Raw genomic sequence first — 19,254 nt, forward strand, 5'->3', positions numbered from 1 at the left:
AGTTAAATACTTCCAACACACATACCCCCGTCCTTTTTTGGACGGGGGTAAAATAAAGTGTTATTCAACAATTGCGCCCGTTTGCTTAATAACAAGTGTGGTTCACAAAGTTTTACTCTTGACTTAGTTTAGTGTAATTATGTTGAATGAAATCCGTCATTTTTTCATCATAATCAGGGTAATTAAAATCTAATAAAGATGCAACTTTTTTAGAATAGGCTCTAAACATATCACAACATAACTTAAAGGATCCCCAGGATTCTTTATAACCAGATTGACTAAAAGTTTTTATTAGTTTTTCTAACTCTTCTTCAGGAAGATAATTACCAATAAATTTATGGTTCTTGCCAACACTAAAATTAAATCCTTCTCTTATACCAACTTCCCATGACATCATTCGTAAGAGTTCAGGACGAAGAATTTGATTAAAATGGTCTAGCGCATAAAAAAGCTCTTTCCTATAAAAGCCTTTTGCTATATAAGCTGATACACACCAAAACTCATTACAGCAATCATCAAACTCTCGCTCAGATGGTTTTTTAATCCAATATTTCTTGTCATTTGGAACAATTTTTTCATTAATGTGTTTATCTTTGTCAATCAAAATTTCCACTAAACCATCTGCGTCAGATAAATACTGATCTATTTCATTTAGAGGAATTAAAGTTAAATCAATCTTTATGCCATCATTAAAATACATAATATAGCTGAACCAATTTCCTAGCTCTGCTGGAAATAACTCCATATCTTCTGGTTTTTGCATAAAAATTAGGTCACCAAATATTTCGAGCCAATAATCATCTTTCTTATAGGACTCTATATCCGATACAAAAAAGGAAATATCATAATCTTGAAAATCATCTTTAGGAATGTTTTTGTTAGTCCTGGAACCCTCAAGAACTGATAATCTGATCCTATCATCATTCATAGCAATATTTTCAAAAAGAGACATCATCTCATTTTCATTACGCATTTAAATTCCCCCTTTTCACTACCATAACATCACTACTATTTAGTGCTTTTTGTTAAATTATTCTGCCTCGTTACTTTTATACATTTCATCAAAATCTCATTCAACCGTTACTTAAATATCCATTCCGAATAGAGAAAATCATTCCAAAATATGACTCTAAAATTGAAAACGACCGCTTACCCTTGCTCCAGATAAGCACCCTTTCGCTGAACGAATCCTTTTTCTTTGGCTAGGTGTTCTAGAACATGAAGAGACATATGTCGTTATAATTCTTCAGCAATCAGTTGAAATTCGTCAAAAATCGAAAGATTCATAAAGAAACGCCATCCTTTCTGTATATTTCTACAAAAAGAATAGCGTTTTTTTAGTTTTATGGATACAATTTTTTAGCTTGATGCCGATGTGATGCTACCCCATTGCCACCAAACTAAGAGAAGACAACTACCCTAAAAATGAAATTTTGTGCTAACTTGTAATAAAAAAGCTCATTTTTTCTTTTTGGGTAAATCTGTTTTCTTAACATGTATGGTGACCCACTTAGGTTGTTATAGAATCTATATTTGTATATTCCGGAAGAAATATACAGGAAAACGTATTAGTGTTTCTTGTGTTTAGGAATCGGATGTGTCATTTTGTATTATGAAGGATTATAGAATAGTATGGTAAAGAGACATGTAATTTCAGATCATTCAATAGTTATAATGATAAGGAGGATATTAGTGAAAAAACTTACTTTTAAGGATTTGAATTCGCCGGAAACCATGCGTAATCCCATTATGTTTTATGAAAATCTCATCAAGCAACAAGAGCGTTTTTTTCAAATTGATGACTTTTATGGCATGGGAGGGACATGGGTCGCATTACACTATGATGACGTGATTACTATTCTGAAAGATTCTCGTTTTATCAAAGATTTACGGAAATTCACATCACCCCATGATAAGCAACACCCAAATTCGGGAAATACAGCTGCGAGTAAAATGTTTGACTGGTTGATGAATATGCCGAATATGCTTACGGTAGATCCACCTGATCATACTCGCCTACGCCGTCTAGTCTCTAAAGCCTTTACACCACGTATGATAGAAGATCTTCGTCCCCGTATTCAGCAAATTGCCGACGAATTGTTGGTTGCTGTACAGGAACACGGAAAGATGGACATTATTTCAGATTTTGCTTACCCACTACCCATTATTGTTATTTCAGAGATGCTCGGGATTCCCGCCACTGATCGAAACCAGTTCCGTGAATGGACACAAATACTCATGAACGTCTCTGTGAATCCTAGTCAAGGAAATGCAGTTACAACAACACTTGAAAAGTTTATTCAATACATCGAGGTATTGCTTAACGAAAAGCGTCTAAATCCTGCTGCTGATTTGATAAGCGAGCTCGTTCAAACAAAAGAGCAAGAAGACAGGTTGAGTAATAACGAGCTTCTCTCGACAATTTGGCTGCTCATTATCGCTGGACATGAAACGACAGTTAATCTAATCAGTAATGGTGTACTCTCATTACTTCAACATCCTGAACAAATGAATTTACTAAGGGAAAATCCTTCCCTGATTCCTTCCGCTGTTGATGAACTATTACGCTATTCCGGCCCGGTTATGTTTATTAGCCGTCTTGCTAGTGAAGATATGACAATACATGGAAAGAGGATTCGCAAAGGTGATTTAGTTCTACTCTCTCTAACTGCTGCAAATATTGATCCACAGAAATTTTCCTATCCAGAAGAATTGAATATTTCACGGGAAGAGAATAATCATTTAGCCTTTGGAGCTGGTATACATCACTGTTTGGGAGCTCCATTAGCGCGACTAGAAGGACAAATTGCATTAGGCACTTTGCTACAGCGGCTTCCTAACCTTTGCCTAGCAATCAAACCGGATCAATTAAATTATAATCATAGTAAAATTCGTTCTCTTGTTAATCTGCCAGTTGTTTTCTGACCTATAATTACAATGGGGTTAAGCTGTTTTGGTTTTTTTGTTGAAAAAAATTGTTATATTGAAATTTTTTAGTACCTTGAGAAAGAACTTTTTATTAATTTGTAACAAAAAGTTCTTTTTTTCATTTTGGGGTAATTCTGAATTCTTAAGTTGATGGGTATGGGGTAGCGTCACATCGCTATCAAGTTTAAATTCTCTACACCTAGATTTTAGAAAAAAGAAACAAACGCTACTCAACTTGACGCTGTATGGGCTTAGCTTGATAGCGATGGGGTAACACCAAACAAAACGTGAATTTCGTACGCTAAGAAATTTTTAAGTTAAAAAACTGGATTTTACATACATTAACAAAGTTCCAAGAACGACATTTAATATATGTTTCCGTTAAAAGGACCCTGTAAGATTACAAAATCGTAAGCTTTTTGTAATGTAATTAAATTTTTTATTCTTTAAACGGTTATATACTTGGGACATAAAAAAAGAAAACGCAGGAGTACACCTCGTTAGCAAATACGTATACATACTCTTTGAAATAAAATGCGAGACAGATACCAACGATGCATTTTGTATAGCAAGTAATTCTAATTTAACCCATAGAAAAATCCCCTCTATAATAAATAGGTTAATGTGTTTTCTTTTTCCTATCTACTATGAGGAGAGAATAGCATACTAAAAATAGCTTCTTTTTTGTAGAAGTTCTAAGATTCTAGTGCAGTAATTAATTGCTGACGTTCTTTATCTCTAAAAATTTTAATTTCATGTTTAAATTCATAATTTCCTTCTTCAAATCTAACCCATTCCTTACTTGTCCAATATATAACGTCTACATTTGCATCTAAAATTACCGAACATATGTCTACTAATTCTTCTTCGTAAAATGGCGCTTCTTTTGCTAGTTCAAAAGCTAGTACTTTTGGATCCTTACTTTTAATTTGAAGTTCCCTTGAAGTTTGCCCTAAATACTGCCATGGGGAGTGTAGGGATTGCACATGAACATTTTGAATTTCTTTAAACTGTGATGGAGAATGTATTGTAGCAGCAAATGTAGGTCTGCTCACTCCTATTGTTGTGCCTAAAGCAATAGAACCAATAATAAGTTTTTTAATCATTTTTTCAGCCCCTTTAATTATTTTAGATATGCTTCATTTTTATACCACGTTCATGTTCGTGTAAATGAAGATGATTTGACATGATTCATCATTTTTTTCAAAAACTGCATATTAATTTACCACTATAAATTTACCGAAAACAAAAAAGTTTCCATAAGGAAACTTTTTTGTTTTTAATATACATTATATGTATAAAAATTAGTTTTGAAAATATTTACTTATTTGTTGATAAAATTGTATGTGGATATTGTTCGTACTATTAACTACACACATCTCATGCAAAACCTCGCTACAACATAAACAAATACATCTTATGACCACGTTCCTTCTTACGAAATTAAGTAATTGTTTCAATAGCTGGTTTGGGAATCATAGAATTACTTTTTTTCTCAGTCCTATTAATCTGTTCTTTTGCCTAAAATTCCAATATCCCCATTACTTCTTTCGTAAATAGTTTAAAATCAGTTAAATGTTTTTCAATAATTTGACGAACAATATCTAAATTTACACTTTGATAATCATGAACAGCAATATTACGAAATCCAACCATTGCTTTTAACTTATTTGCTAGATCAGCGCTAAGTAATCCTGCTGTAACCAATAAATCAAAAGCCTCTCGGCTAGATTGGGGTAGTCCTAATTTTTTCCCTGCAACAATATGCATTGCTAAATCAATACTCGCTTCACAAGCTCTTTGTATGTTCAATATTATTGAATCTTGTTTTGTAAAGTCCTCTAAATTTTCAGGGTTATTTCCATATACATCTTGGATTCTTTTTATACAACGCTCTATTGTAGAAATTTTATTTAAAATAACCTCATTCTTCATATATAGAACCTCTTTTCTTTATATCATCAAATACTATCTGTCTTTCTTCGTTCAATTTTGAATACATTTTTAAGGTTTTCATTTCAAAAATGACCTTACGTTTTTCATCCGAACAAAATATTGTCTTTCCTGTATGTATAATCTGAGCTTGAAAAACTGTAGAAGCTTCGGATAAATCAACTAAATCAACATCTCTATGAACAATGTTAGCCAACTCCTGTGCTAATAAAAAACGTTCATAGTTCCCTAAAGTTGTGTCACTTAAATAAGCTATATCAATATCACTATCTTCTCGTTCCCTGTTCTCAGCCGTTGATCCAAACACAATTATCCAATAGGGATTCACTGTCTCTTGTAATTTTTCTATAATAGCTGTTATCATACCTTGAAAAATCATCTCATTAATCCCCCTTAGTATACTTGAATTTTATTATATCATAGCCATTTCTACCATGTTATCCTCTTCAGCAAGACAAAAAATTCCTAAATTAACATCTTGCTGCTTTATAAAATACATTTTAAAGCTTTTAGAAACGTTTCTTCAATTCTTTCTATAACAGACAACTTTGTACAGTTATAATTTCTGTTTGTTCGTATTCCTTTAAATATAACAAATCACTATAAAATAAAAAGGATATGAATTCAACTTACTATTGAATTCATATCCTTTGTTCTTACTGAATAAACTATTTTGTCGTATTATAGAAGCAGTTCTAAAGTACCATTTCCAACTTGCAGATGTGAGAAATTCTTTTTAGCTCTATTAGAAATCAATAATAATCCTGACATGATACATAAAATCGCCCAGAATAATGATTCCTCTTTCTCGCCTGTGTTTTGTAACATAAGCTTTTTTTCAAAAATTCACCTTTTAATGATTCCTTTGGATTATTTGAACCTTTCGGATCCATTGGGACATTCAGCTCTTCTACTTTTTCATATTCATAAATTACTTCTGTTGTTCCCTCTACATACTTTCCTTCAGTATTTTTTGGCTTTCCTATCAACTTATAGACTGGGATTTCATATTTTACATTTATCAGTGGCCAAAAAATTTATTCTCTGTTTACTCACCTTTTAATAGATATTATATTTCAATAAACTCCTAAGCTTTCTGATCCATATAATTTTAAATATTCTTGGATTGCAGATAGATGGATATAAGTTTTCCCGTACTCTTTTTCCATATAATTCATTACATCAGAGATTTTAGCTACTGCATATATTTCTACACCATATTTTTTTGATGCCTCTTCTAAGGCTGAAAGTTGAGAATCTAATGCTATTTCTTCTCTATCAAGAGCAACCAAAAATGCAGATAATTCTCCAGCTCCCTCTAAACCATAAAAAACAATATAAAATCGTATAAAACCACCTTATATTTGTCAATCGTAGGTTTCTTGAGGTAAAGAATCATTGATCCGACCCTTCGCTGGACTAGGGTCTAGCACATCACCTGTGTCTTTCGGTCTTCCAAGAAGCACATCACAGGGCTGGGGTTACCAGAGCTATTTATATTCCCACACAGCAATCCTTCCTTCGGAATTTTCACATTTCTCATATGAGAAATGTCCATGCAGAGATATAAACTTAAAGGTTTCTATTAAAATGGAACGGTTATTGTTTGATAGTGAAGTATTTCTTTAAAATACATGCTATTATCATACACTCCGAGTTCCATTAAATCTTTTTTTGTATCTTCGAACCATTGTTTTGCTTTTTTCCAGTGTTTGAATAAGTCCGATACTTTCTGTCCCTTTTTTACTTCCTTTGTAAAAAGGACTGACAGAAGTTCCTTCGGAACTTTTTCCTCGAATCCCATTCCTCTACGGGCTAATACAAACGCAGCCGATTGATGAATGGATAAACCATATTGTTGTTGGTACTTCACTCGACCAATGAAACTGGAATAATACGCACCAACTTCTACTAACGCGATGTTTTCTTTAAAAGAAATAGACACTAATGACTTGATCATACTACTGTATGAAAAATTACTCGCCATTCGATTGAACGATTTGCCCCCATTCGTTTGTAAAAATTTCAAGTTTTCGATTACTAATGTATCTATATCAAACGATTGTATCCATCGCATAACTTCGTACAACGTTTCTTGAATAATAAAGTCTCGTTTATTCGCTGAAACGGTATTGACGTCATGTATCCAAAACACTTTCGAAGTACGAAAATTTCCATTCGCATGAACAATCGTCACAGATAAATTATCGGGATTAATATCCATTCCCCCTACACCCTTCGAAAAATTAGGTTGTGCAGTGATTTCTCCCTCTAATGCAAGGTGGACTTGATATGTACCATTTCTTCGTTTTAAACGAATCGAATAGGATTCGCCTGTTTCTAAATAGGAAGCAATTGTATGTACAAACTTTTCAGGAAAACGAACAGTAAAACGTAGTCGATCATTTCGTTTTGCGCTTAAAGGATTTAAAATCGCAATCTCGAAGAGATTGCCTTCTAAGTACGTTAACTTCATGTTTTCGTTTCCGCCTTTTGATTTTTCGCCACGAGAATAAAGGGAATCACTTCGTGATTCACGCCATTCTTCTTTTGTTATTTTTCCTTTTTTCAAAAGCTCCATTCGTTTTTTTGTACCATCTACCATTTTAGGAACAGTCCCATTATCAATATGATGTTGGTAATAATCTCGTTGTTTTGTTAGTTTTTTGATTTTATATTGTGTGTAAAACACACTTTGTTCAATTTTATAGGCTTGTTTGACATTTTTCGGTTTACGAGAATGCAATTTCTCTAATTTTTGTTGTGATTGTTCAATTTTTTTATTATTTTGTAAGACATACATAGGCAAAAGTTCTTCTTGTGAAGAAATAGAAGCTTCTGCTTCTAAAAACGAATCTCTCATATAACGAGAATTCGGAATAAACAATTGTTTCGTTTGTTCGACAACTTGTTTACGGGTTCCACCTTCGAAAATCCGTTCACGAGAATAACGCTTTGATGATAAAAATTTACGCATTAATTCATCCAAAATGCGTGTAAATATCACATTTGGTTGTACAAACACACCAACATACGTTAACTGTAAACTATTTTTCTTTTTCGCCATGAGAGATTCACCTCTTTCTAATTTTGTTTTATATCCATTTTCTTTAATTCGTTTTTAATTTTTCTTGACCCTCTTTGACCGTACAATCTAGCAGAAAAGGAAGTAATAATTGAAATCATGTCTTCTACCATTTCTTCATTTAAACTTTTTTCCATTTTTGTTTCTATTGCAATAATTGTAACGCCATGAGAGGTGCAAAAACTTTCAAGATAAGAATAACCAAACCTAGCAAGACGGTCTTTGTATTCAACAATTACATATTGAACTTCTTTTTTTTCGATTTGTTTTAACATACGATGTAATTGTTGTCTATTTTCATTTATTCCAGAAGCTACTTCTGTATAGGTTTGAACGATTTCGAACCGTTGTTCATTACAATAGTTCTGCAAACGTTGCACTTGTCGTTCTAAATTACCTGCATCCGCTTGTTTTTTTGTAGAAACTCTCGCATAAATAAAAGCTCTTTGGGTATTTTTCTTTGAAGAAGTTTGTGTGTCAATGCCCATTAATTTTTCTAATTCTGATTGTAAATACCTTCTATGCGAACCAGCGGTTCTAACAGGAGATAATAAACCTTTTTCTTCATAACTAAGAATTGTCATGCGAGAAACATTTAAAAAATCCATCGCTTGTTTTTGAGTAAGAAATTTTTCCATCATATCACTTCCAAAAATAAAAACGCGTCTATTTTAGACTCGCTTTTATATGATTTTATACTATTTTATATTATTTTTTGATTACTGTCAACACCACCTATCATAATGCCATACTCTTTAGCTAATATGCGACAAGTTGAAATTGCTTCTTGATCACTTGCTATACAAACTTGATCTATCACTTCTAAATTCGTATTTTGACCTCTCCAGCTCAGCCCGACCCCATTAATTAAGTACGGATTAAATTGATTTTGGAATACAGCAGAACCTTTAACATCACAAGCAATTACATTTATCTCAGGGTTAAATCGTTTGATAAATTTTCCAATTCCGCACAAATGTCCACCTGTGCTTACTGCCCCTACAACAGAATCAATAGGTAAATCGACAATTTCTTTACCAGTAGTTTCAGCATGAAAATTAGGGTTATCGGGATTATCATATTGATTTGTCCAATATGCATTAGGATATTGTGATATGAGTTCTTTCACACGTTGAATTCTCGCTTTTTGGAACCCACCATTTTCATCTGGATTTTTTACCATCTCAACTCGAGCACCATATGCGTTATACCATTTTAATAAGTTAGAACTAATCTTTGGGTCCACAACAATAATTACCTGAAATCCATACACAGCGCCTAACATTGCTAGAGATTTACCCAAATTTCCTGAAGTTGATTCTATTAACATATCACCTTTTTGAATTTTCCCACTTTTTATAGTAGCTTTTACTAATCCAAGGGCTGTTCTATCTTTTACGCTGAAATTCGGATTAAAATAATCCAGTTTTAAATATAATTTTTTACCATAAGGTACTAAATCACTTTTGAAATCTACTACGGGTGTATTTCCAATGCATTCTGTAATATTATCATATATCATACATTTATCACTCCACGATTTTGATATGCCCTTTTGTGCGAGTTAACACTTTATTACCACTAGAAGAAATCAAAACTGGATCCTCTACATGTAAGGCTCCTAAACCAAACTCATAATATGGTGTTTCTACAGATAAGACCATTCCTTCTTCAATTACATCCTCATTATTTGGAGCAAGTATAGGCAACTCATAAGGCTCCAATCCTATCCCATGTCCCACATGATGTCTTCTATATTCCGTGAAACCAGATTTATAAACTGCATTCATCGTTAAGTCAAAAACATCTGCCCCCTTCATGCCAGGCTGAATCTCTTGCATAGCTATACATTGGCCTTGATAAAGAGCATTAAATTTATCATATTCCGGTTTCATATACTTATATGATAAGACTCGAGCAATATCAGCCCAGTATCCATCACATACAATATCGCAGTCGAACCAAATTAGGTCACCTGGCATTAATTTAATGTCTTTACTTTGTCTCCGCTGACCTCCCACAGCATGTCTTCCTACCTTAATCATCGGTAAAACAGGCAATGCTCCTTTTTTGGCGATAGAACAATTAAAAATGTCTGCTATTTCATATTCACTTATGCCTTCAAATAAATTATTTGTTACATCTTCAATTGCATTTTCAATACAATTTGCCGAATAAGTCAGTGCCTGAATTTCATGATTTGTTTTTATAGATCTAACATGTCTTAAAATATTTGAAACAGGATTTATACTACTTTTCTTAAAATAATTACTAATCGTATTAATATGATTTGGTTGCATTCCGTCTTCATCTATACCTATGTTGCAATGTTCAACATCTATATCTTTTAAAAGAGCAATCAATGCTTCAATTCCATTAGAATAGCTCGCATCAACATTAGATAATAGTTTTAGTTGCTCTTCTTCTTCAGTCAGAGGAACGTTATTTGAATATTCCCTAAAAAAAACTCCATAAGTATATACTTTTCCTACTTGCACTCGTGCATCTAATACTTGATCAATTTCTCCAATAGAATGTACAAGATGCACAACTTCAGGACTATCAATTGTAACAATTGCATAACATTGTCCAAAGTATGGATTTAATGTCTTTACGACTGGCTGAAACCCAGTAAAATAACGAATATTTTCTTTCGTAGCAGCAATAATGACATCTAAATTATTTTGTTTCATCTTATTAACTAAACGTTCTATATTATAAATCAATGTAGTTGTTCACCCCAATATTAATAATTAATCCCAGCTTTTTATTAATTCCAACACTGCTGGAGCTAATAAATTCGCTTCCTTACATTCAATCCAATCCACTTCACTAATCTCTGCCTTAGGTTGAATTTCCCCTTCCCAATCTGCAGAAAAACAAACCAGATCAACTAACGCTTCTTCATTATATGCTGGTCCAGTAACTGTATATAAATATTGAATACTCTTCGGTATTAGTTTTATATTTAATTCCTCACGTATCTCTCTTTTTAAAGCTTCACTAGCTATCTCGCCTTGTTCAATCTTCCCACCTGGTAAATACCAATGCTGATTATCTCGTACCCTTACCAATAACAATTTACTGTTTTCTTTTTTAACGAGACATGCACACTTTATTCGTTTCACTCTTCAAAATCCTTTCCACCATGCTATACATTTGACCTTTTTCATATGAAAGATAATGTCCAGCTGCTATACGCATTGGATCACCAGCATGGTAGTACTCATATACTAATTGACGCTGACCAAAAGCGTCTCCCGAAGCATCCCATGCTAAATTAAGTAGCATCGTTCTTTCTTTTGCATCAAATTCACCAGTTGAAAGAGCCATCATTAAGTAATCTCCATTTTCATTAAAGAAATCTTCATGATGAGGTGTCGCAAGCATAGAACCAGCAGCTAGAGATTGAATACATTTCACCATTTTTTCATACATTTTTGGGAAATTATATCTAATAGCTTGAATTGCATTAATACTTGGTGTAATTACTCCTTCAGGACTCATATATGCGTCCTGCTCACTTAATACGATACTTGCTTTTAATAACTCTACATAAGATGTTAACTCTCCTAATTTTTCTTGCACATTTATAAATTGATTAAGTTTTAGCATTTCAGCTAGTTTAATTGCAATACCAGTCAATAGTTCGGCCTTTGCAAGTCCCCTTACAATTCCTTGATGTCCTGTATGGTGCCTTGCAAAAGTCTTATCATAAAATTGATTAGATTTTTCTACATCCCTAAATATAAGAACTCTATCCCAAGGAACAAACACTTCATCTAATAATAAGTAAGCATCTATTTCATCAAATTGATTTGTCAATGGATGATCAAACTTATCATATCCCTCTTTCACTAATGGTTTCCTGCAAATTACTTTTAATCCTGGAGAATTTACAGGTATAGTAAATGCTACTGCATAATTCTCATCACCAGCTTTAAGCCCCGGCATATTAAAGATTAGTAGTTCATCTGCAATTGGTGCTAAAGTAACAATCATTTTTGCACCCTTAACCACAATTCCGGATGCATCATAACGCACCACATGTACTCCTGCAAAATCATGCTCTTGTGCACCTAAAGCTTTTGAACGATCAATCTGTGGATTAATTGATCCATGTGCTATAAATAAATTATTTTTCTTTACATGCTTATAATATTGCTTTGCATTTTCAGTGTAATTTGCATATTCCCCGCTTCCGAAAAAACCAGCATGGGCAGATATTGTAGCTACTGCCGCATTAATAAAATCAGGTGTTCTACCAAGCATTCCATAAGATATATCAGCTATTTCTTTATAAGCCTTTCTTTTTCTTTCTAAATCCTCTATATTTTTCGGAACTAGTAAACTAATTGAGCATTGTTGTCCCTCTTCATCTATAAAACTATGCTCTTCTGGTTTCTCATTCTGCAAACTGTAATACTGTTCTACACAATGAATCGCTCCTTCAAATGCTGAGTGTTTTGATACGTCCTTAATTAATTCGCCATTTAAATATACTTTTCGATTATCATTAGTTCTTTCTCTATACAACATTTAAAATACCTCCAAAATTATGAATATTTAGTTTTTCAGAAAAATAATTCTTTTTTAAATCTCACATAAATATATTGGATCTGTATACAATCTAATAGATTCTTTCCAGAGACTTAACATCTCTTTCCAATCTTCTTCTACATAATCTTCACGGATAATAAAACTTAAAGGTACATTTAAGTTTAAAAAACGTCCACAATTTATTGTGAATTTTGTAACACCAGCAGGAAGTAAGATACCTTCTTCTACTACTTGAGCGATTTGTTTTAAACTTAAAGAAGGATAACGAATAACAATACCATCTTCTTTTAACTCATTATTGGAAATACGTTGAAAATGATATTTATCTCTATATACATTTACAATTTGTTTCCACAAATCTACCATTAAGGTCAAATCTAATTGATTCATAAACTTAGAATAAATATAATAATTATTCCCATCAATTGTAATAATCGCTAAAAAATCTTGTTTTTGAATAGGAACATCGCTCCAATATAAATTAGGATTTTCTTTTAAATCTGCAATAAAGTTTCTGTCATTTGGAATATAGTGTGCCCATGAATCAATAGATATCAATTCTGATTCCACTACTTGAACAACCATTCTCTTACAATTTAGAGCTTGCAGAGAAGATGTTCTATGTGCACCATCAAGTATTAAATACTTGCCATTATTTATTTGTAAGGCAATAGGTGGATTCTTTAGCTTTTGTTCATCTTTAATTTTTTTACAAATTGATTTTAACCTCTCTACCTCATATTCTTCATGTAAAAATATTTGTTCGATTGGCACTACCTTTAATGCAGATAACACAGATTTCCCTCCCTAGTTTCTTAAATATCTTGCTAGTAAAAGCAATAAATTCGTTACGCATATTCAATGCATTCTATTTCAATCCATTAATTCATGAGGTTAAACAGATATCAATAGTCTAATAATTCCCAAACTTCCAATGATTAATAATATATCAAACAAAAAATGCAGATTCAATAATATATCAGAAAATTTATTATTTTTTTACAAAAAAGTAATTGTCTGACATCACTCCTCAGATTTCATACATTTCATTTTTCATTCTTCCTCTAAAACTACTAGTATTATCATAAATTTAAAGCTTCTCTCAATTAAAAGTACAGATTACAGTGTAATAAAATCTACTTGGTAATATACTTAGTTTTTATATTTGTAAACTAATATCATCAGAAAAAAACTTGATAAAATTTTGTTAGAATTTTTTTATTATTAATTGATATAAACGTTTGTTATATCAAATTTTATTTTTCAAACAAAAAAAGAGGGAACTATTGTAAGTCCCCCTCTTTCCTTATTAAAAATTATATTAATCCTCTTCATTTAACCCATTTATTCACTATAATATGATTATAATTTTTCATTTTCTTTAAAAGATCTTCTACATTTGTTGAAGAAAGAATTAAACTAAGATTTTCAGGTCTTGCAAATCCTTTTTCAACTGTATGTTGTAACATATCAATTAAAGGATCAAAAAACCCATCAACGTTAAGTAGGCCTACCGGCTTTTTATGTATACCAATTTGTCCCCAAGATAAAACTTCAAACATTTCCTCATAAGTTCCATATCCACCAGGCAATACAATAAATCCATCAGCCATATCATTCATCTTTTGTTTACGTGAATGCATAGAGTCTACAACTATTAAATCCGTAATACCTTGATGCGCAATTTCTTTATCTCGTAAAAATTCTGGGATAATCCCTACCACATTCCCGCCAACTTGTAGGGCAGAATTTGCTACACTCCCCATTAATCCCACTTTTCCTCCACCATAAATTAATGTGATATTTTTTTCACCTAAATATTTACCTAACTTTTCTGCTGCATGTTTATACTCTTCACTTTCCCCATAATTTGATCCGCAAAATACACATATTGAGTTCATAATTTTAACCCCTCATTTCTAAAAATATATTTCTCTATTATTATCGCTAACACTAATAATCATAACAAATAAATTTTATTATTTTCTAAATTATTCTGCATAAAAATATTAAAAAATAAATTTTACATCTGAAAAATCAGCCTAAAAAACATTTGAATAACACCTATCTATGGAATATAATGGGTGAGGCACCCTCGGATTATTCATAAAATACTATTAATTTTAAAAAATAATATTACATACTTATTCTATATTTAACAATTTCATATAAGTAAGGAGATATTTTATTATGTGGATTTTATTCTTAATATTTGCCTTCCTGGCTGGACTTGCTTTACCTATTCAATTTAGTATTAATGCTCAATTACGTACTTTTGTAGGATCCCCCCTTGTAGCTGCGACTATTTCCTTTATAGTTGGGGCGATTACTTTATTTACCATTTCATTATTTAAAGCTGGTTTTAGTTTTAATAAAGGGATTGCTTCTGCACCATGGTGGGTATGGACTGGTGGCGTTTTGGGAGCTTTTTATGTACTGGCTACCATTATTCTTATTCCAAGAATTGGAGCAGGAACCACCGTTGCGTTAGTGCTTGCCGGGCAGATTGTTGCATCTGTATTAATAGATCATTTTGGTCTAATTAATGTGCCTATACATCTATTGTCCTTACCCCGTATTCTTGGTGCTATTTTAGTTATTATAGGCGTTGTACTTATCCAAAAATTTTAATTATCAATCATCTAGAATACACTTTACATTGTTCATTTTAGATAAAGAGTTTTTATCGTTCTTTTTATTTTATTTGAAGGGAAGATTCTAACGATGTATGCAAATATCCGCAATTTATTATTTAAGATGGACCCAGAAAAAGCTCATACGAGAACTATTCATGCTTTAAAAATGATGCAATCATTTTCATTTGCTAGAAATATGTACAATAAAAATATGAGATTAAATGATTCTAGATTGGAATGTAAATTACTAGATATTAAATTTCCTAATCCTATTGGTTTGGCGGCAGGGTTTGACAAATTTGCTGATGTATACCCAGGTCTTGCATCACTTGGTTTTGGATCAGTTGAAGTAGGTTCTATCACACCTAAACCTCAATCTGGAAATCCTAAACCACGCTTATATCGTTTACCTGAGGATACGGCACTTATTAACCGTATGGGTTTTAATAGTGAGGGCTTGAATAGAGCAAAGCAAAACTTTATGACTTTACCACGTCCCAATATTCCTCTAGGGATAAATTTAGGGAAAAATAAAGATACTCCAAACTCAGATGCCACTTTAGACTATCAAAAGGGATTGGAAACACTATATTCCTATGGTGACTATTTTGTCATTAATATTAGTTCTCCAAACACTGAAGGATTAAGAGACTTACAATATGTCGATACTTTAAAACCATTATTAACTTCTATATTAGATAAACGTAATGAGCTGTGTAAAAAACATAATCAATATCGTCCTATTATTTTAAAAATTGCTCCTGATTTAACTCCAGAACAACTAGAAGGAGTTATTTCAATAATTCAAGAGGTAAAAATTGATGCAGTTATCGCAGCGAACACAACTATAAGTCGCACTAATCTAAATTCAAAATTTCAAAAACAAAATGGTGGTTTAAGCGGTAAACCATTAAATCATCGTTCTACAGAAATTATTTCTAAAATCTATCGACAGACTCAAGGAAATTTACCCATTATAGGATCCGGTGGAGTATTTACTGGAGAAGATGCATATGAAAAAATTAAGTCTGGCGCTTCACTTATTCAAATCTATACTAGTATGATTTATCGTGGTCCCTCTGTTGCAAAGCATATTAATCAAGAAATCTTAACTTTACTAGAAAAAGATGGACTCACTAATATTACTGAAGCTATTGGTCTATATCATAAATAAATGCTGCCCTGATTCAAAAATTGAATCAGGGCAGCATTTATTTATGATAACCTTGTGTATTCTTCTTTGGATGTTTAATTTTTATTAGCTATTTTATTGAAGCTTGAAGCTCATTCCAAGTCACTGGTGCTTTACTTGTAGTTTCAATCATATCAATTGCTCCATCAACAGGACAAACAATAGAACATAAATTACACCCTACACAATCCTCTTCACGAACCTTAAGAAATTTACTTCCATTATCGTTAGTAAGTATCTCAATACACTGATGTGATGTATCTTCACAAGAAATATAACATTTATTACATTTTATACAAACATCATCATTGATTCTTGCTACCACATGATAACTTAGATTAAGATCCCCCCAATTAGAGTATCTTGGTACAGATTTCCCTACTATATCCATCACAGAAGAAATTCCCTTTTCATCTAAATAATTATTTAAACCGTCTAACATATCTTCTATAATACTAAAACCATGATGCATAGCAGCTGTACAAACTTGTACGCTTGTTGATCCCATTAATATAAACTCTACCGTGTCACGCCAATTAGAAATCCCCCCCATACCTGAAATTGGTACATTGATTTCGGGATGACGTGCACACTCTGCAACCATATTTAATGCAATTGGCTTCACAGCTGGGCCACAATATCCACCATGTGCTCCTTTTCCATCTACATGTGGAATGGGATTCCATGTATCAATATTAACTCCCATTAGACTGTTAATTGTATTAATCATACTAACTGCATCTGCTCCCCCCTTTACGGCTGCATATGCGGTTTCTGTAATATCTGTAATATTAGGTGTTAACTTTACAATCACTGGTACTTCTGCTACTTCTTTTACCCAATATGTCTGCTTTTCTACAAGATCAGGTACTTGCCCGGATGCAGATCCCATTCCACGCTCAGCCATTCCATGAGGACAACCAAAATTCAGTTCAAATCCATCAACTCCTACATCTTGTACCCTTTTAACAATCTCGTGCCATTGATGTTGCTTCGGTTCTACCATAAGTGAAGCTATAATTGTATGATTCGGAAACTTCTTCTTTGTGTCATAAATTTCTCTCAAGTTTTCTTCAAGGGGACGATCTGAAATTAATTCAATATTATTAAATCCAGCAACTTTTTTCCCTTGAAAATTTGTAGCAGAAAAACGAGAAGAGACATTTACAACTGGTGCACCTAACGTTTTCCAAACAGCTCCTCCCCATCCTGCCGCAAAAGCCCTTTGTACTTGGTATCCTGAATTTGTTGGTGGTGCCGATGCTAGCCAGAACGGATTAGGAGATTTTATCCCTGCTAGGTTAATAGACAAATCCGCCATTATAAAACCTCCTTCATCATTCCATCTAATTTGTAACCAAACACATATTTATGAATAGCATATGCTGTTTGTTTACCTTGCTCTGCCGCACTAACCACCATTGCTTCACCTTGACCATCACCAAAAACAACATCCCCTGCAGCAAAAATTTTTGGATTAGATGTTTGGTTTGTTTTTGGATTGATTTTAACAATACCTTTATTATGAAGGAGACCAAATTCTTCAATTAATTTAATATAACGCGTCTGCCCAATCGCCTTAATTACTGCATCCACTTCAATAATAAATTCCGAACCCTCAATAGGAATTGACCTACGACGCCCAGAAGAGTCTTCTGCTCCCAATTCCATACGTATACATTCCAATTGCTTTACATGTCCATTTTCATCACCAATAATTCGTTTTGGTTGTGTTAACCACTTAAATTCTACTCCATCTTGTTTAGCAAACTCATATTCAAATTGATATGCAGGCATTTCTTCCTGGGTACGACGATAAATCATTTTTACATTTTCAGCTCCCAACCGAACTGAACAAGTTGCTGCATCAATTGCTGTATTTCCTGCACCAATAACTGCAATACGCGAACCTAAGAACCGACTAGTGGGCTCTTTACTTTTTGTATCTTCAACAAATTGGATTGCATCATATACTCCCTTCAAATTTTCCCCTTCTATATTAAGATTTGGTACAGAAGACATACCAATCGCTAAAACAATTACGTCAAAACTATTCATTAGTTCTGATACTATAATATCCTTACCCACTTTTGTGTTAGTAAGAATTTTAACACCTAATTTCTTAACTTGATCAACTTCCCACAGTGATACTTCTTGCGGCAATCGAAAAGATACTATTCCATAAGTATCCAATCCCCCAGCTTTTTCTTTTGCTTCAAAAATTGTAACAGTATAGCCTAACCTTGCTAATTCTCGCGCAGCTGATAAGCCTGCTGGGCCACTCCCAACAATAGCAATGGTTTTCCCTTTTTTTTCTCCTTCCTTAAACAACTGGACTTCATTTTTCATTGTCCAATTTGTAACATGGCGCTGTAAATCTCCTATCTTTATTGGTTGAGATGCTTCATTTAATACACATGCCCCTTCACATAGTTCTTCAGTTGGACACACTCTTGCACAAGTTGCTCCAACTGGATTAGCCTCAAAAATTACGCGAGCAGACCCTTTTAAGTTATCTGTAGTAATCTTTTTAATGAAAGAAGGAATATCTATGCTTGTAGGACAAGCTTTTATACATGGAGCATCGTAACAATATAGACATCGATTTGCCTCTTCTATTACCTCTTTAAATGTTAAATCTGGTTTCACCTCAAGAAAGTTATGTTTTATATCTTCTATCGCACTATAAACTTTAGATATTTTATTCACACCTTCTCCCCCTCAGTAACAATTTAATTAGTAAATTTCAAGCTATCTTACTCAATGAAAATCTATATGCACATACCATTGCTTATAAATAAAAAAGGATAAGACAATTCACTGTATCTTATCCTCTATTTAGTTTCACACTTTATAAATTTTGAAAAGACAAAATGGAAACTAAAATTTTTCTTCAATCT

The 19,254-nt window shown here is 32.8% G+C and carries 18 protein-coding genes; 3 read left to right on the top strand and 15 right to left on the bottom strand.

What is annotated here, in order from left to right; all coding sequences use genetic code 11:
* Positions 1-112 precede the first annotated feature (112 nt).
* Positions 113-973, bottom strand: a complete 861-nt coding sequence (gene ant(6), locus QCI73_RS29170) for an aminoglycoside 6-adenylyltransferase (protein ID WP_001243406.1) — start codon at positions 971-973, stop codon at positions 113-115.
* 719 nt (positions 974-1,692) lie between these two features.
* Between ant(6) and QCI73_RS29175 the strand changes: the two genes are divergently transcribed.
* Positions 1,693-2,925 carry a cytochrome P450 family protein gene (locus tag QCI73_RS29175; protein ID WP_000736941.1) on the top strand — a complete coding sequence of 411 codons (1,233 nt, stop codon included), beginning with the start codon at positions 1,693-1,695 and terminating at the stop codon, positions 2,923-2,925.
* Positions 2,926-3,623: 698 nt separating this feature from the next.
* On the opposite strand, the gene QCI73_RS29180 is transcribed toward QCI73_RS29175, so the two are convergent.
* The 12 genes from QCI73_RS29180 to QCI73_RS29235 form a co-directional block, all read right to left on the bottom strand.
* On the bottom strand, positions 3,624-4,034 hold the full coding sequence (locus tag QCI73_RS29180; RefSeq protein WP_000592184.1) for a hypothetical protein: 411 nt from the start codon (positions 4,032-4,034) through the stop codon (positions 3,624-3,626).
* Between the two features lie 415 nt (positions 4,035-4,449).
* Complete coding sequence (gene hepT, locus QCI73_RS29185) at positions 4,450-4,863, bottom strand: type VII toxin-antitoxin system HepT family RNase toxin (RefSeq protein ID WP_000787549.1); 414 nt, start codon at positions 4,861-4,863, stop codon at positions 4,450-4,452.
* Positions 4,853-5,260: a type VII toxin-antitoxin system MntA family adenylyltransferase antitoxin gene (gene mntA, locus QCI73_RS29190; protein WP_000577173.1), complete on the bottom strand. Its 408-nt coding sequence runs from the start codon at positions 5,258-5,260 to the stop codon at positions 4,853-4,855. The genes hepT and mntA overlap by 11 nt, the downstream gene beginning before the upstream one ends.
* A 697-nt stretch (positions 5,261-5,957) precedes the next feature.
* On the bottom strand, positions 5,958-6,173 hold the full coding sequence (locus tag QCI73_RS29195) for a hypothetical protein (protein WP_076856005.1): 216 nt from the start codon (positions 6,171-6,173) through the stop codon (positions 5,958-5,960).
* Between the two features lie 293 nt (positions 6,174-6,466).
* Complete coding sequence (locus tag QCI73_RS29200) at positions 6,467-7,948, bottom strand: hypothetical protein (RefSeq protein ID WP_353824149.1); 1,482 nt, start codon at positions 7,946-7,948, stop codon at positions 6,467-6,469.
* A 17-nt stretch (positions 7,949-7,965) separates the two neighbouring features.
* Positions 7,966-8,604, bottom strand: a complete 639-nt coding sequence (locus tag QCI73_RS29205; protein WP_076856003.1) for an IS607 family transposase — start codon at positions 8,602-8,604, stop codon at positions 7,966-7,968.
* A gap of 65 nt (positions 8,605-8,669) precedes the next feature.
* The gene (locus QCI73_RS29210; protein ID WP_353824150.1) at positions 8,670-9,488 is read right to left on the bottom strand and encodes a PLP-dependent cysteine synthase family protein; all 819 of its coding nucleotides are present in this window, start codon (positions 9,486-9,488) and stop codon (positions 8,670-8,672) included.
* 7 nt (positions 9,489-9,495) lie between these two features.
* Positions 9,496-10,692, bottom strand: a complete 1,197-nt coding sequence (locus QCI73_RS29215; protein ID WP_000639936.1) for a M24 family metallopeptidase — start codon at positions 10,690-10,692, stop codon at positions 9,496-9,498.
* Between the two features lie 27 nt (positions 10,693-10,719).
* On the bottom strand, positions 10,720-11,094 hold the full coding sequence (locus QCI73_RS29220) for an NUDIX hydrolase (RefSeq protein ID WP_046199359.1): 375 nt from the start codon (positions 11,092-11,094) through the stop codon (positions 10,720-10,722).
* On the bottom strand, positions 11,063-12,505 hold the full coding sequence (locus tag QCI73_RS29225; RefSeq protein WP_000966858.1) for a 4-hydroxyphenylacetate 3-hydroxylase family protein: 1,443 nt from the start codon (positions 12,503-12,505) through the stop codon (positions 11,063-11,065). Before QCI73_RS29225 ends, QCI73_RS29220 begins: the two co-directional genes overlap by 32 nt.
* Positions 12,506-12,559: 54 nt before the next feature.
* Complete coding sequence (locus tag QCI73_RS29230; RefSeq protein ID WP_062821619.1) at positions 12,560-13,321, bottom strand: ParB N-terminal domain-containing protein; 762 nt, start codon at positions 13,319-13,321, stop codon at positions 12,560-12,562.
* A gap of 536 nt (positions 13,322-13,857) precedes the next feature.
* Positions 13,858-14,427 carry an LOG family protein gene (locus QCI73_RS29235; protein WP_001084317.1) on the bottom strand — a complete coding sequence of 190 codons (570 nt, stop codon included), beginning with the start codon at positions 14,425-14,427 and terminating at the stop codon, positions 13,858-13,860.
* Between the two features lie 289 nt (positions 14,428-14,716).
* Between QCI73_RS29235 and QCI73_RS29240 the strand changes: the two genes are divergently transcribed.
* Complete coding sequence (locus tag QCI73_RS29240) at positions 14,717-15,157, top strand: DMT family transporter (RefSeq protein WP_000264901.1); 441 nt, start codon at positions 14,717-14,719, stop codon at positions 15,155-15,157.
* Between the two features lie 93 nt (positions 15,158-15,250).
* Positions 15,251-16,336, top strand: coding sequence for a quinone-dependent dihydroorotate dehydrogenase (locus tag QCI73_RS29245; protein WP_062821618.1), 1,086 nt, complete (start codon positions 15,251-15,253; stop codon positions 16,334-16,336).
* An 88-nt stretch (positions 16,337-16,424) separates the two neighbouring features.
* Here the strand turns inward: QCI73_RS29245 and preA are convergent, their stop codons facing one another.
* Together preA and QCI73_RS29255 are read right to left on the bottom strand one after the other, a co-directional pair.
* Positions 16,425-17,675 carry an NAD-dependent dihydropyrimidine dehydrogenase subunit PreA gene (gene preA, locus QCI73_RS29250; protein ID WP_353824151.1) on the bottom strand — a complete coding sequence of 417 codons (1,251 nt, stop codon included), beginning with the start codon at positions 17,673-17,675 and terminating at the stop codon, positions 16,425-16,427.
* A complete protein-coding gene (locus tag QCI73_RS29255; protein WP_061531285.1) occupies positions 17,675-19,063 on the bottom strand; it encodes an NAD(P)-dependent oxidoreductase in 1,389 nt (462 codons plus the stop codon). The genes preA and QCI73_RS29255 overlap by 1 nt, the downstream gene beginning before the upstream one ends.
* Between the last annotated feature and the right edge of the window lie 191 nt (positions 19,064-19,254).

Origin of the sequence: Bacillus cereus group sp. MG16, from assembly GCF_040459875.1 — a bacterium.
GTDB classification, from domain to species: domain Bacteria; phylum Bacillota; class Bacilli; order Bacillales; family Bacillaceae_G; genus Bacillus_A; species Bacillus_A paranthracis.